Here is a 14175-nt window from a genome sequence, read left to right on the forward strand (position 1 = left end):
GCCATTCTACCTGCGGGGCAGGGCATGTAAACCGGCACTGCTGCGACAGTTACAGCTAGAATAGCCGCACAAATTTTTCAGGAGGTGGCCGATGCAGGCTCTCGACGCTTTGCTCAACCGTGTTTCCGTTCCACGACTGATTGATCCTGCACCCACTGCCGAGCAGCGCGAGGTGCTGTTTGGCGCCGCCATGCGCGCTCCGGATCACGGTCACTTGCAGCCTTGGCGTTTCCTGACGGTGGAAGGCGCGGCGCGTGAGCAGATGGGCGAGTTGCTGGCCGAGGCGGCGAAACTGCAAGACAGCGAAGTCGGCGAAGCGGCCATCGACAAGGCGCGCAATAATCCACTGCGTGCACCACTGGTGGTGGTGGTGATTGCGCGGTTGCAGGATCACGTCAAATATCCGAAGTCCGAGCAATTGCTGGCGGCAGGCTGTGCGGCCCACGGGATTTTGCTCGCGGCGTATGCGCAGGGCATTGGCGCGGTGTGGCGTACCGGTGACCTGGCTTATTCGCCCCACGTGGCCAAGGGTTTGGGCCTGACGGAAGGGGAGGAGGTGATTGCTTTCCTGTATCTGGGCACACCGCAGAAAGAACCGCGTGTGGCCGAGAAAGTCGACCTGGCCGAATTCGTCAGCGCCTGGCCGGGCAAAGTCTGACACCGCAAAGCCTGTGGGAGCGAGCTTGCTCGCGATAGCGGCCGGTCAGTCAATGTGATTGTTGATACTGCCTGCGTCATCGCGAGCAAGCTCGCTCCCACAGTAGGTCCAGGTAGCTCACATCAAAGGGTGTCCGTTTCAGGGCTGTACGACAGCCCCCGGCACCAAAGGCAATTCCAGGCTGGCGATGAACCCGCCTTCCGGGTGATTGGCCAGCACCAGGCTGCCGCCATGTCGTTCCGCCGCGCGCCGGGCGATGGCCAAGCCCAGGCCGTGTCCGGCCGCAGTCTGCCCCGGCGCCCGATAGAACGGCTCACCGAGCTGACTCAAGTATTCGGCACTGACTCCCGGCCCATGATCGCGCACAGTCACGACGATCCGCTCACCCTGACGCAGCGCCTGCATTTCGATCGGTAGGCCACCTACCGGATTGAAACGCTGTGCGTTGCGCAGCAGATTGTCGACGGCCCGTTCGATCATGGTCGGCCAGCCCTTCAGATTCAGTTGCGATTCGGCTTCAAGGTGGACCAGTTGCTCGGGGGAACCGAGTTGCGCATCCTTTTGCAGGGTAATGAGCAAGGCGTTCAGGTCCACCTCTTCCGCACTGGCGTTATCGGAGTCGACCCGCGCCAGTACCAGGATTTCGCTGATCAGTGCTTCCAGTCGGTCGCACTCACGGGTCAGGCGCGGCCATAGCTGTTCCCGTTCTTGCGGGGTGGCCCGTTCGGCCAGTGCCAGCGCGATACGCAGGCGGGCGAGGGGCGAGCGCAGTTCATGGGACACATCCCGCAGCAGTTGCCGCTGACTGCCAATCAGGCTTTGCAGGCGCGCGCCCATGCGGTTGAAGTCGTTGGCCAGAACGCCGAACTCATCGCGACGGTTAGCCAGCTTGACCAGGCTGTTCTGTTGATACGTTGTTTGTCCCAGGTCATGCACCGCACCGCGCAGACGGCTGAGCGGACGAGTGATGGAAAAGGTCACCAGCAGGCTGAACAGGGTCAGCACCACCAGGGCGATCCCCAGGGCACTGAGCGGCCAGAGCAGGCTTTCGCGGTGCCAGGCGTCCAGTTCCGGGTGCGGAATGCGGTAGATGAACAGGTAGGTGTCACCGGTTTTTTCGCTGGTGAACTCATCGGTCAGGCGCCGCCATGGCAGGCGCCGGTCCTCGTTGTTCTGGCGCGCCTCAAAGGCCGCCGCACGTCTGGGGAAGGTGCCGCGCACCACCGGATCGCCGCTTTCGTTCAGCACCTGAACGTCGATGTGATACTGGCGTTTACGTAGCTGGAGAATGTCCTGGGCCGCATCTTCGCCCTGGCTTTCGTAGGTTTGCGTCCACTCTTCGGCCAGCGTGTTGAGGCCCGGATGGCGGCTGAGAATCCATGCGTCCTGGTTGAGCATGTGCCCGAGCAGGATGGAAAGCCCTGCAACCAGGGCGATGGCCAGCCAGAAGCTGGCCAGGATACGCCAGAACAATGAACGCACAGGAAATCCTCAAACGATCACAAATCCATGTGGGAGCGAGCTTGCTCGCGATGGCGGTCTTTCAGTCACGTTGATGTTGAACGTGCTGACGCTATCGCGAGCAAGCTCGCTCCCACATTTAAATTGTGTGGTGTCAGACCCAACGGTGTTCAGCCGTCGGGTCCGTGGTCAGCGCATTATTGCGCCTTTTGCGGTTGTTGCGCTTTCCAGGCCTTGAACTCGGCCCACTCGGCGCGACGTTCAGCCTGTTTTTTCTGGATCTCGTCGAATTTCTTCTGTTGATCCGGTTTCAGCAAGGCGCGCACATCCGCTTCCGCTTTCTTGTGGTTGGCGGCCATCTCGTCCTTCATGGCTTTCTGGTCGGCTGGCGAGAGTTTCTCCAGGTACTTATCGACCAGTTGCTTACGCTCGTGCATCTGCTCGCCCATGATCTTGCGGATCTGCTCGCGCTGTTCGCGGCTCAGGTCCAGTTCACTGTACGGGCCTTTGCCGTGCATGCCGTGCATCTGACCGCCGTGGCGCGAACCGTCCATCGACCCACCCATGGGACCTGCGCCTTCCGGCATGGCCATGGCAACGGTCGGCAGGGCAGCAGCGAACATCAGAGCGATAAGAGTCTTGCGCATGGTGTATCTCCTTGTCTCGTTCCCGGTACGTTCCGGATGAGTACAGATTACGCAGATCAAGGTCAGCGGCGGTCAGCGGTACGTAAAGCTTGGGTAAAGATGATTTTGCGCCGACCTGACAAAACGTCCGGGTGCCTGACTGTAGGAGCGAGCTCGCGATGGAGTTGAACGATTACACGTGCTTTCTGGAAATACGCGTTGACTGCGAGTTCATCGCGAGTAATCGAGCGTCGACCGGCTGCTCCTACAGGCTGTAGTAGTAACCGCGGCTGCGCAGGGCGACGATGCGCGGTCGACCATCGGGGTGTGGACCGATCTTCTTGCGCAGGTTGCTGACGTGCATGTCCAGGCTGCGGTCGTACAGGGTCAGCTTGCGGCCGAGGGCGATCTGCGCCAGTTCCTGTTTGTCCAGGGGCTCGCCCGGTTGCTTGAGCAAGGCTTCCAGCAGGCGGCTTTCGGAGACGGTGAGGGTGAATTCCTGATCGTCGATGCTGACCACGCCGCGCACCGGGCTGAAACACAGGTCGCCCAGTTCCATCTGGCTGGACACCGCCGCCGGGTGGCTACGGCGCAGGACTGCGCGCAGGCGGGCGGTCAGTTCCCGTGGGTCGCAGGGCTTGGCCAGGTAATCGTCGGCACCGAGTTCCAGGCCGAGGATACGGTCCAGCGGTTCGCCCCGGGCCGAGAGCATCAGTACGGGCAAATCCGGGTGATCGCTGCGCAACTGCTTGAGCAGTTCCAGGCCGCTGCCATCGGGCAACATCACATCCAGCACCACGGCCGCCGGGGCGGTTTCAGCCAGCGCGCGGCGTGCGCCCTGGCCGTCGTGACAGGCCCGTACCTGAAACCCTTCCTGGCTCAGCCAACTGCTCAGGAGCTCACACAGCTCCTGGTCATCATCAATAAGTAACAGCTCGCTCATGACTCACTCAATTTAGCCATTGTCGACGTTTTCGACTTGCTCCACTGGCGAAGATACCGCAGAGCAGGGCCAATAGCGCTACCCCGGCGCCAATGACGAACCATTGTTGCTGGTCGGTCAGCAGGCGCGGCAGCGGACTGCTGGCCTGGGCTTCCTTGAGTTGCAGCTTCAAACGCTGGTTCTCCTGGCGCAACCGGGCCAGGAGCGGGCTTTCGCGTTCGCCATCGGCAGTTTGTATTTGTTTGTTCAGTTCTTCCCGTTGCCGTTCGCTTTCTTTCAAGCGTTGCTGCAGCTCGGTGATCTGGCTTCCGGCGCTCAAGGAAAGCGGCGTCGAGTTGCCCCCCTCGGCGTTTTCTTCACCGTGGGCGGGCGCCACGATCGACAACGTGACCAACATCAGGCACAACGGACCCTTGCGCATGGCGACTCCTGGTTCCAATACGAGTATTGGGAAAGTTGTCGGCCGGCAAGCGAGAATAATGAGCGATTGAGAACGCGATGAACCGATATGGTTCACCGCGTGGGGGCATTGCGAGAAGAAAGTTACGGCAGGACTTGCTTGAACGGCTTCACCAGAACGTTGGCGTAGACGCCTGCGGCGATGTACGGATCAGCGTCGGCCCAGGCCTGGGCGGCGCTCAGGGAATCGAATTGGGCGACGATCAGGCTGCCGGTGAAACCCGCGGCGCCCGGATCATTGCTGTCGATCGCCGGATGTGGGCCGGCCAGTACGATGCGACCTTCGCCCTTGAGCGCTTGCAGGCGCTCGAGGTGTGCAGGCCGAGCGGCCAGGCGGGCTTCCAGGGAGTTGGCGACGTCTGTGGCAATGATTGCGTAAAGCATGTCAGTCCTCGGTTTTTGGCGTTGTGGTGTCGGCATCGTGCAGATGACGGGACAGGTAGATGCCCTGGCCGATCAGGAACAGCAAAGTCATGCCCAGGCTGCCGAAGACCTTGAAGTCGACCCAGTAGCTCTGGAAGGTGAACGCGACAAACAGGTTGGCGGCACCGCAAAACAGGAAGAAGGCGATCCAGGCGATGTTCAGGCGCGTCCAGACCGGCTCCGGCAAGGTCAGCGCGTGGCCCATGATGCGTTTGATCAGCAGGTTGTCACCGACGAAGTGGCTGCCGATGAACGCAAGGGCGAACAGCCAGTTGACCACCGGGGCTTTCCACTTAAGGAACGTCTCGCTGTGGAACGCGAGCGTCAGGCTGCCGAAGACCAGGCAGGCGATCAGGGTCAGCCACTGGCTCTTCTCCAGCTTGCGCTGCTTGATGAACAGTGTGCCGTAGACCACCAGTGAACTGACGATCAGCATCGCGGTGGCGCTGTAAATACCGCCTACAGTGATCTCATGACCGGCGATGTCGACGACCTGTGGGTCGATTTTGAAGACGATGAAAAACAGCAGTAGCGGGATGAAATCGATGAATTGTTTCACAGTGGCAGCCAGAAGCAGGATGTGGCGGCATAATAACAAACATATGGGCGCGCGATAGCGCCAGCTGATTTGAGGTTACAAAGCCCTGTGAATGTTGATTTGCACTGCCATAGCACGGCCTCCGATGGCGCCTTGGCGCCTGCGGTTCTGGTGGCGCGGGCGTTCGAGAAAGGTGTGCGAGTCCTGGCCTTGACCGATCACGATACCCTTGAGGGCCTAGACGAGGCCCGGCACGCGGCTACCGCGCTGGGGATGCAACTGGTCAACGGCGTCGAATTGTCCTGCACCTGGGGCGGTGCGACCATTCATATCCTGGGCTACGGTTTTGACGTGAACGCCGCGCCGTTGGTCGAGGCCATCGCCAGATTGCATGATGGCCGCTGGCTACGCTCCGAGGAAATCAGCCGCAAACTGGCGCTCAAAGGCATGCCGGGGGCGCTTGAAGGCGCCCGGGAGATCCAGCAGGAGCTGGGCGACAGCGGTAACGCGCCGGCTCGCCCGCATTTCGCCGACTGGATGGTGCGTGAAGGTTTCGTCAAGGATCGCGCCGAGGCGTTCCGCAAATGGCTGGGCGCCGGCAAGCTGGGCGACGTCAAGCAACACTGGCCGACCCTGGAGGAAACCGTCGAAACCCTGCGCGCGGCCAAGGCCTGGGTCAGTCTGGCACATCCATGGCACTATGATTTCACGCGCAGCAAGCGACGCCGCCTGATTGCCGACTATATTCAAGCAGGGGGCCACGCCATCGAAGTGGTCAATGGTTACCAGCCTGCCGAGCAAGTGGGCAGCCTGGCCATTCTGGCCCGCGAGTTCGGTCTGCTGGTCAGTGCCGGCAGTGATTTTCATGGCCCCGGAGGCTGGTCGGAGATCGGTGAGTACCGGCCACTCCCGGAGGATCTGCCACCGCTATGGTGTCGATTCAAACATGACCCAGTTATTGCCGCCGTCTGAACAGGTAGAGAATGTGAGTCAATTTTTCCAGATTCATCCGGAAAACCCGCAAGCGCGTCTGATCAAACAGGCGGTCGAGATCATCCGCAAGGGCGGGGTGGTGATTTATCCCACGGACTCTTCCTACGCCATAGGTTGCCAGATCGGCGACAAGGTAGCCGTGGAGCGCGTTCGGCGTCTGCGGCAGCTGGATGAAAAGCACAACTTCGCGCTGATTTGCAGCGACCTGTCGCAACTGGGGCTGTTCGCCAAGATCGACACCGGCACTTTTCGAATTCTCAAGGCTCATCTGCCGGGGCCGTATACCTTCATTCTCAACGCCACCCGCGAAGTGCCGCGGTTGTTGTTGCACCCGAAGAAACGCACCATCGGCCTGCGTGTGCCGAGCCACCCGATTGCCCTGGCGCTGCTGGCTGAATTGGGCGAACCGTTGATGAGCGTAACCCTGATCATGCCAGGCGATGAGGATCCATTGAGCGATCCGCACGAAATGCGCCAGTTGCTCGAGCATCAGGTAGATCTGATCATCGACGGCGGTTTCGGCGGGATCAAGGCTTCCACCGTGATCAGCCTCGCCGACGGCGAGCCGGAAGTCATTCGCGTTGGTTGCGGCGATCCTGCGCCGTTCATGGTCGAAGCCTAGATGTCCGCAGTAGAACCCGTCGACAGTCAGGCCGGAGCCCAGCAGGAACTGCCCTTCGCCATGGTCTATGGCCAGGCGGTCATGGAAATGCCGCTGGACCTGTACATCCCGCCGGATGCCCTCGAAGTCTTTCTCGAGGCGTTTGAAGGCCCACTCGACCTGCTGCTGTACCTGATCCGCAAACAGAACATCAACATCCTCGACATCCCGGTGGCGGAAATCACTCGCCAGTACATGGGCTACGTCGAGTTGATGCAGTCGGTGCGCCTCGAGCTGGCCGCCGAATACCTGGTGATGGCCGCGATGCTGGCGGAGATCAAGTCGCGGATGCTATTGCCACGGGCCGAAACCGTCGAAGACGAAGAGGAAGACCCGCGCGCCGAACTGATCCGCCGCTTGCAGGAATACGAGCGTTTCAAGGCTGCCGCCGAAGGCATCGACGGTCTGAGTCGCGTCGGCCGTGATGTGGTGGTGCCTAAGCTTGACGCCCCGGAGGCCCGGGCGCGCAAGCTGTTGCCGGATGTGCGCTTGTCAGAGCTGCTGTTGTCCATGGCCGAGGTGTTGCGCCGTGGTGACATGTTCGAAAGCCATCAGGTCAGCCGCGAAGCGCTGTCGACCCGCGAACGCATGAGCGATGTGCTGGAGCGCCTCAAGGGCGGCGGTTTCGTACCGTTTGTCGAGCTGTTCACCGCTGAAGAAGGGCGCCTGGGGGTGGTGGTGACCTTTATGGCGATCCTTGAATTGGTCAAGGAATCCCTGGTCGAGCTGGTGCAGAATGAGCCATTTGCCGCGATCCACGTGCGAGCCCGAGCCGAATAACGAGTCGAAACATGAACCTGACTGAACCCCGTGATCTGGCATCCTTGCTTGAAGCCTTTCTGTTGGCCTCGGGAAAGCCGCAATCTTTGGAAAGCCTGTTCGAACTCTTCGAAGAAGGCGAACGCCCGGAACCACCGGTCTTCAAGAAAGCCCTGACGATTCTCGCCAAGTCCTGCGATGGCCGCGCGTTTGAACTCAAGGAAGTAGCCACGGGCTATCGTTTGCAAATTCGCGAGAAATTTGCACCTTGGGTCGGGCGTCTGTGGGAAGAGCGGCCGCAGCGTTACTCCCGGGCCATGTTGGAAACGATGGCGCTGATTGCCTATCGCCAGCCGATCACTCGCGGTGAAATCGAAGATGTGCGGGGCGTGGCGGTCAACAGCAACATCGTCAAGACGCTGATGGAGCGCGAGTGGATCCGCATCGTCGGCTACCGTGACGTACCCGGCAAACCGGCAATGTTCGCCACCACCAAGGCATTCCTCGATCACTTCAACCTGAAGAACCTCGACGACCTGCCGCCGCTGGCGGAACTGCGCGAGCTGGAACCGGATCCGGTGCTCGACTTCGATGATGCCCCGGTACCGGCAGCCCTGCAGGAACTGGCCGACGCCAGTGCCGAACCGGAAGAGCCCAAGGAAGAAACCAGTTTCCACACACTGCTGCTGGAACTGGACAGCATGGAGGAGGGGATCAAGACCGATTTCGACGATTTGCTGCGTGATGGGGTGTCGCCTGAATTCGATCCGGAACAGTCGGTCATCGAGCCAGAAGTCGAAGCGGCACAGCCCGAGCCTGAACCGGAAATTGAACCGGAGCTAGAAGACGACATCCTCGGTGTCGCCGAAGCTCGGGAAAAGCTCCTGGCCGCCGTTGCCGCTCTCGAACAACCGAAACCCGAGCCCGAACTGTCGGACGAAGAAGCCGAAGCCCAGGCCCTGGCCGAAGCCATCGAGGCCGAACGGCGCCAGTTCGAGGACTGACAACGATCCTGTAGGAGCGAGCTTGCTCCGGGCGGCGCTCCGACGATGGTCGTGAACGATGACGCGCACATCCTGATGCCCGTGGCGCCATTGGGTTTTTCGCGAGCAAGCTCGCTCCTACAGGGGGTTGTGATCACCGAATGATCAAAGTGAGTGGCACCGGCTGGCGGAAAAACAAATAACCTTGCCTTGATCAGCTAGTCTCTGATGCGCAAACGCCCTCATGCGCGTATGATTCGCGACCCTTCGGCGATCCCTTCGCCCAAGTACCCAGTTTTCAGACCACACCGGGAGGTGCCCAGATGAGTATCAAAGACCAGCAAGACGACCAGCCAATCGGCCCAGCAGGCGAAAAACTGCAAAAAGTCCTCGCCCGTATCGGCGTCGGCTCGCGCCGTGACGTGGAAGCCTGGATCAGCCACGGCCGCATCAAGGTCAACGGCAAAGACGCCACCCTTGGCCAGCGTGTCGACATGCACGACGCCATCACCATCGATGGCAAGGTGATCAAGCGCGAAGAGGCTGCCGAGTCGGTCCGCCGCGTGATCATGTACAACAAGCCCGACGGCGAGATCTGCACCCGCGTTGACCCGGAAGGCCGTCCGACCGTGTTCGACAAGATGCCGCGCCCGAAAGAAGGCCGCTGGATCAACATCGGTCGCCTGGACATCAACACCACCGGTCTGCTGATGTTCACCACCGACGGTGAACTGGCCAACCGCCTGATGCACCCTTCCTACGAAATGGACCGTGAATACGCGGTACGTGTGCGTGGTGAAGTCGATGACGAGATGATCGAGCGTCTGAAGGCTGGTGTTGTCCTTGAAGACGGCCCGGCCAAGTTCACTGACATCAAGCAGGCACCAGGCGGTGAAGGTTTCAACCACTGGTATCACTGCGTGGTGATGGAAGGTCGTAACCGCGAAGTTCGTCGCCTGTGGGAATCCCAGGGCCTGGTGGTCAGCCGTCTGAAGCGCGTGCGTTTCGGCCCGGTGTTCCTCAATTCCGATCTGCCGATGGGTCGCTGGCGCGAAATGAGCCAGTACGAAGTCGACATCCTGAGTGCCGAGGTCGGCCTGACGCCGGTCGCGATGCCGCAGATGAACGCCAAGAGCAAGGACAAGCTTGACCGGATGCAGCGCAAGTCGTCGCGTCCGATGGCCAAGACCGAACGCGTTCGTACCCTGCGTCCAGCCACTGGTGCAGCTGCCGCACCTGCCGCGCCTCGTGCCAGCCGCGAGCCGCAGATCGAAGGCGAGCGTCCAGGGCGCAAACCTGCTGCCCGTCAGGACGGCGAACGCGGTCCACGTACGCCACGTCCGGCCAATGGTCGTACCGAGCGTGGCGAAGGTCGTGGTACGCCGGTAGCCGATCGCCCGGCCGACACCAAGCGCCCGGCCAAGCCTGCGCCGAAGCGTCCGGGGATCAAACTGGTCGACGGTGACACGCCATCGGGCAAGCGCCGTGGCGCACCGGCCGGTTCCGGCCAGCGTCCAGGCTTCGGTCGTCGCAAGCCGGAGTGAGGCAGCGGTAAGCTGTTAGCGACAAGTCAAAAACGCCAACCTTCGGGTTGGCGTTTTTTTTCGTCTGGCTTTATGTCCGTATTGTTTTTGAGGGCGCCATCGCGAGCAAGCTCGCTTCCACAGGGTAATGAGTTTGCTCGGAGAATCGCGATTAAAATGCGGGAGCGAGCTTGCTCGCGATGACGTCAGTCGTCGCGCTGAGACCTCCAATTTGGAAACCATGGTTTACGCCATGTAAAGAAATCCTGACAAAAACCGCGGATTAACCCCGTGGATTCGCCATTCCATGGATGCCGTAAGAAAACGCTTACGCTTCAGCGTCTTCCTTCCTCCTTCCGACCCTCTGGCCCGCTTGTTTCACCGCTCCATGCAAGGTGTTATGCGCGCCATGCCTGTCGTGCAGGTGCATAACAAAAAGGAGGCGCAATGAACGCCGCAATCCGTTTTCATCTCTCCGCGAGTGGCGTGTTTGGCGCCGTCTGCGTCGATGATCCGCAAGGATCTGACCCATTTTTTGCAGCCGCCCGAGCCTCTCGGGGCGGACACAGGCAATCCCGGCCATAGACACGCTTGTCCAGCGGGTCTGGCAGCAGGGGGTTACAGGTGTACAATGCGCCGCGTTTTACCTGTGACCTCCTGCGCATCTGCGCAAACCTCAAGGCTATCCGCCTTGTTCACTCCGTCGCGTCACGAGCGTGTCGGGTTCGATTTCGTCACAGATAAAAACAAACAGGTGACGCATGACCGTTGTAATTACGCTGAACTCCTGGTGCCTGCGCTGGGGTTTGATCGGTGCCGCTTAACGCCTTTCTTGAGCAGCAACGTCTACTGAACATCATCAAACCTTGCGTGAGACCCTTTTCATGAGTGGACAAAACCCGCAATCAGGCGAGCTGAAACGCGGCCTGAAAAATCGCCACATTCAATTAATTGCCCTCGGTGGCGCGATCGGTACCGGCTTGTTCCTCGGCTCGGCCGGGGTGCTGAAATCCGCCGGCCCGTCGATGATCCTCGGCTACGCCATCTGCGGCTTCATCGCCTTCATGATCATGCGCCAACTGGGTGAAATGATCGTCGAAGATCCGGTGGCCGGCTCCTTCAGTCACTTCGCGCACAAGTACTGGGGCGGCTTTGCCGGCTTCCTGTCGGGCTGGAACTGCTGGATCCTGTACATTCTGGTGGGTATGTCCGAGCTGACCGCGGTCGGCAAATACATCCACTACTGGGCGCCGGACATCCCGACCTGGGCCTCCGCAGCTGCCTTCTTCGTGCTGATCAACGCCATCAACCTGGCCAACGTCAAAGTCTTTGGCGAGGCCGAGTTCTGGTTTGCGATCATCAAGGTCGTGGCGATCGTCGGCATGATCGCTCTGGGCAGCTACCTGCTGGTCAGTGGCAATGGCGGCCCGCAAGCTGCGGTCAGCAACCTGTGGTCCCACGGTGGCTTCTTCCCGAACGGTGTCACGGGTCTGGTGATGGCCATGGCTTTCATCATGTTTTCCTTCGGTGGCCTGGAAATGCTCGGTTTCACCGCTGCCGAAGCCGACAAGCCGAAAACCGTGATTCCGAAAGCGATCAACCAGGTGATCTACCGGATCCTGATTTTCTACATCGGTGCATTGGTGATCCTGCTGTCGTTGACGCCGTGGGACAGCTTGCTGACCACCCTGAACGCTTCCGGTGATTCCTATAGCGGCAGCCCGTTCGTGCAAGTGTTCTCGATGCTGGGCAGCAATACCGCTGCGCACATCCTCAACTTCGTGGTCCTGACCGCTGCGCTGTCGGTGTACAACAGCGGCACCTACTGCAACAGCCGCATGCTGCTGGGCATGGCCGAGCAAGGCGATGCGCCAAAGGCATTGGCGAAGATCGACAAGCGCGGTGTGCCGGTGCGCTCGATCCTGGCCTCGGCCGCCGTGACTCTGATCGCGGTACTGCTGAACTACCTGATTCCGCACAGCGCGCTGGAACTGCTGATGTCGCTGGTGGTGGCCACCCTGGTGATCAACTGGGCGATGATCAGCTACTCGCACTTCAAGTTCCGCCAACACATGAACAAGACAAAACAAACGCCACTGTTCAAGGCCTTGTGGTATCCGTACGGCAACTACATCTGCCTGGCGTTCGTGTTGTTCATCCTTGGTGTGATGTTGTTGATTCCGGGGATCCAGACATCGGTGTACGCGATTCCAGTGTGGCTCGTGTTCATGTGGGTCTGCTACGGCATCAAGAACAAGCGCAGTGCGCAACATGCACTGCAGGTTGCCGGCTCTGCGGCGAAGTAAACGCAGAGCGCAGAAACAACGAACCCGGCCATGTGCCGGGTTTGTTTTTTTTCGGGGTTCACATAAATCCCTTTGTGGGAGCGGGCTTGCTCCCACAAGGTCCGGGTTCCTCCCATCTATTCGCGGTATCCTGCACACTCTGAATACGGACGCTTTTCCATGCTGGTGATTTCCAACAACGTGCAGCTGCCGGATGCCGAGATCGAGTTGACGGCCATTCGTGCCCAGGGCGCGGGTGGGCAGAACGTCAACAAGGTTTCCAGCGCCGTGCACCTGCGTTTCGACATTCCTGCGTCGTCCTTGCCCGAGTTCTACAAGGAGCGGCTGCTGGCGCTGCGCGACAGTCGCATCACCAGCGACGGTGTGTTGATCATCAAGGCCCAGCAGTACCGGACGCAGGAGCAGAACCGCGCCGATGCGCTGTTGCGGCTGACCGAGTTGATCCTCAGTGCCACCAAGGTCGAGAAAAAGCGCCGTCCGACCAAGCCGACCCTCGGCTCGAAGACCCGTCGCCTCGAATCCAAGAGCAAGCGCGGCAACATCAAGGCCGGGCGCGGCAAGGTCGACTTCTAGCGGGCGTCCCGCGCTTCGCGTTGCTTCGGCGCCTGCCGGTACAGGTATAGGCTCAGCATCAAACCGCTGAGCGCGGCGAGGGCGGCGAACAGGAAGATCGAAGCGAACCCGAACCCGGCGGCAATCGCCCCGGCCAGCGGCCCGGTGATCCCCAGCGACAAGTCGATGAACAGCGAATAGGCGCCGACCGCTGCACCACGGCTGGAGGCCGGGACCAGGTTGACCGCCTCCACGCCTAGTGCCGGAAACACCAGCGAAAAGCCGAAGCCGCTCAGCGCCGCACCCGCCAGTGCCCAATGGGCATCCGGTGCGAGCCACAGCAACAGTAATCCCAGGGTTTCCACTGACAGGCAGGCAATGGCCACGCGAAAGCCGCCGAGGCGGTTGATCAGGTTGCCGAACAGCAAGCGCGCGCCGATGAAGCTGGCGCCGAACAGGCTTAGGCACAGCACCGCGTTGTCCCAGTGTTGCGTGGCGTAATACAAGGTGATGAAGGTGGCGATGGTGCCGAAGCCGATGGAGCCCAGGGCCAGGCCGCAGCCGTGGGGGAAGACTCGCCCCAGCACATGCATGAACGGCAGGCGCTCACCGGCAACGATCGGTGCGGCGGTTTTCGGCCAGGCCAGCAGCAGGCCGAGGATCGCCAGCAGCACAATGCTCACTCCCATGCTCCACAAGCCCAGTTGATGGACGAGCAGTACGCCCAGGGGCGCGCCGACAGCCAGTGCGCCGTAGCTGGCGATACCGTTCCAGGAGATGACCTTGGCCGTGTTCGCCGCGCCGACCCGGCCGATGCCCCAGCCAATCGAGCCCGAGCCCACCAGGCTTTCGGCGCTGCCGAGCACCAGGCGGCCGATCAACAGGCTGATCAGGCTCAAGGTCGGCAGGCTCTGGGTCCAGGCCGAGACCAGCATGAACACACCGCTCAAGCCGCAACCGGCCAGGCCATACATCACAGCCAGTTTGCTGCCCTTGTTGTCGATGATCTTCCCGGCATAGGGGCGGCTGAGCAGGGTGGCCAGGTATTGCACGCTGATCACCAGACCCGCGATCACCGCGCCGAAGCCCAGGTCGCTGTGGACGTAACCGGGCAATACGGCCAGGGGGATGCCGATGTTCAGGTAGCCAATGAAGGTGAAAAGGACGATGGAAACGACTTGCAGCGTGACCGCCAGGGGGCGCTGGTTTTCAGGCATGAGTAAAGGTCCACGGTAAAGCAGGATAGATAGGCTGCTTATGATAGCGGTGTGGACGGTCGTCGGTTGTGAA

The 14175-nt window shown here is 60.7% G+C and carries 15 protein-coding genes; 8 read left to right on the plus strand and 7 right to left on the minus strand.

Annotated features, from left to right (window positions below):
- Positions 1 to 91: 91 nt before the first annotated feature.
- Positions 92 to 658, plus strand: coding sequence for an NAD(P)H nitroreductase (locus AC3WTM_RS11425; RefSeq protein WP_102669775.1), 567 nt, complete (start codon positions 92 to 94; stop codon positions 656 to 658).
- A 138-nt stretch (positions 659 to 796) separates the two neighbouring features.
- On the opposite strand, the gene AC3WTM_RS11430 is transcribed toward AC3WTM_RS11425, so the two are convergent.
- From AC3WTM_RS11430 to AC3WTM_RS11455, 6 genes are all read right to left on the minus strand, one after another.
- Complete coding sequence (locus AC3WTM_RS11430; protein WP_102669774.1) at positions 797 to 2140, minus strand: sensor histidine kinase; 1344 nt, start codon at positions 2138 to 2140, stop codon at positions 797 to 799.
- Positions 2141 to 2316: 176 nt separating this feature from the next.
- Entirely contained in the window at positions 2317 to 2766 is a 450-nt protein-coding gene (locus AC3WTM_RS11435) for a Spy/CpxP family protein refolding chaperone (protein ID WP_102669773.1), read from the minus strand.
- A gap of 244 nt (positions 2767 to 3010) precedes the next feature.
- A complete protein-coding gene (locus tag AC3WTM_RS11440) occupies positions 3011 to 3688 on the minus strand; it encodes a response regulator transcription factor (RefSeq protein ID WP_102669772.1) in 678 nt (225 codons plus the stop codon).
- A 7-nt stretch (positions 3689 to 3695) separates the two neighbouring features.
- On the minus strand, positions 3696 to 4109 hold the full coding sequence (locus AC3WTM_RS11445; RefSeq protein ID WP_102669771.1) for an SH3 domain-containing protein: 414 nt from the start codon (positions 4107 to 4109) through the stop codon (positions 3696 to 3698).
- Between the two features lie 122 nt (positions 4110 to 4231).
- Positions 4232 to 4531, minus strand: coding sequence for a YciI family protein (locus AC3WTM_RS11450; RefSeq protein WP_102669770.1), 300 nt, complete (start codon positions 4529 to 4531; stop codon positions 4232 to 4234).
- A 1-nt stretch (position 4532) separates the two neighbouring features.
- The gene (locus tag AC3WTM_RS11455; protein ID WP_102669769.1) at positions 4533 to 5129 is read right to left on the minus strand and encodes a septation protein A; all 597 of its coding nucleotides are present in this window, start codon (positions 5127 to 5129) and stop codon (positions 4533 to 4535) included.
- Positions 5130 to 5216: 87 nt separating this feature from the next.
- Here AC3WTM_RS11455 and AC3WTM_RS11460 point away from each other — a divergent pair, with 87 nt between their 5' ends.
- The 7 genes from AC3WTM_RS11460 (at position 5217) to arfB (ending at position 12906) form a co-directional block, all read left to right on the plus strand.
- Positions 5217 to 6080: a PHP domain-containing protein gene (locus tag AC3WTM_RS11460; RefSeq protein ID WP_102669768.1), complete on the plus strand. Its 864-nt coding sequence runs from the start codon at positions 5217 to 5219 to the stop codon at positions 6078 to 6080.
- 13 nt (positions 6081 to 6093) lie between these two features.
- Positions 6094 to 6723, plus strand: a complete 630-nt coding sequence (locus tag AC3WTM_RS11465; protein WP_032829738.1) for an L-threonylcarbamoyladenylate synthase — start codon at positions 6094 to 6096, stop codon at positions 6721 to 6723.
- The gene (locus AC3WTM_RS11470) at positions 6724 to 7542 is read left to right on the plus strand and encodes a segregation and condensation protein A (RefSeq protein WP_007984128.1); all 819 of its coding nucleotides are present in this window, start codon (positions 6724 to 6726) and stop codon (positions 7540 to 7542) included.
- A gap of 11 nt (positions 7543 to 7553) precedes the next feature.
- A complete protein-coding gene (gene scpB, locus AC3WTM_RS11475; RefSeq protein WP_102669767.1) occupies positions 7554 to 8525 on the plus strand; it encodes an SMC-Scp complex subunit ScpB in 972 nt (323 codons plus the stop codon).
- 302 nt (positions 8526 to 8827) lie between these two features.
- Positions 8828 to 10048: a 23S rRNA pseudouridine(2605) synthase RluB gene (gene rluB / locus AC3WTM_RS11480; RefSeq protein ID WP_057715929.1), complete on the plus strand. Its 1221-nt coding sequence runs from the start codon at positions 8828 to 8830 to the stop codon at positions 10046 to 10048.
- Positions 10049 to 10911: 863 nt separating this feature from the next.
- Positions 10912 to 12333, plus strand: a complete 1422-nt coding sequence (locus AC3WTM_RS11485) for an amino acid permease (RefSeq protein WP_057715928.1) — start codon at positions 10912 to 10914, stop codon at positions 12331 to 12333.
- A gap of 159 nt (positions 12334 to 12492) precedes the next feature.
- Positions 12493 to 12906 carry an alternative ribosome rescue aminoacyl-tRNA hydrolase ArfB gene (arfB, locus tag AC3WTM_RS11490; protein ID WP_057715927.1) on the plus strand — a complete coding sequence of 138 codons (414 nt, stop codon included), beginning with the start codon at positions 12493 to 12495 and terminating at the stop codon, positions 12904 to 12906.
- On the opposite strand, the gene AC3WTM_RS11495 is transcribed toward arfB, so the two are convergent.
- Positions 12903 to 14102: an MFS transporter gene (locus AC3WTM_RS11495; RefSeq protein WP_102669766.1), complete on the minus strand. Its 1200-nt coding sequence runs from the start codon at positions 14100 to 14102 to the stop codon at positions 12903 to 12905. The genes arfB and AC3WTM_RS11495 overlap by 4 nt on opposite strands.
- Positions 14103 to 14175 lie beyond the last annotated feature (73 nt).

This window comes from Pseudomonas sp. EU05-FHT14B02 (assembly GCF_058791055.1).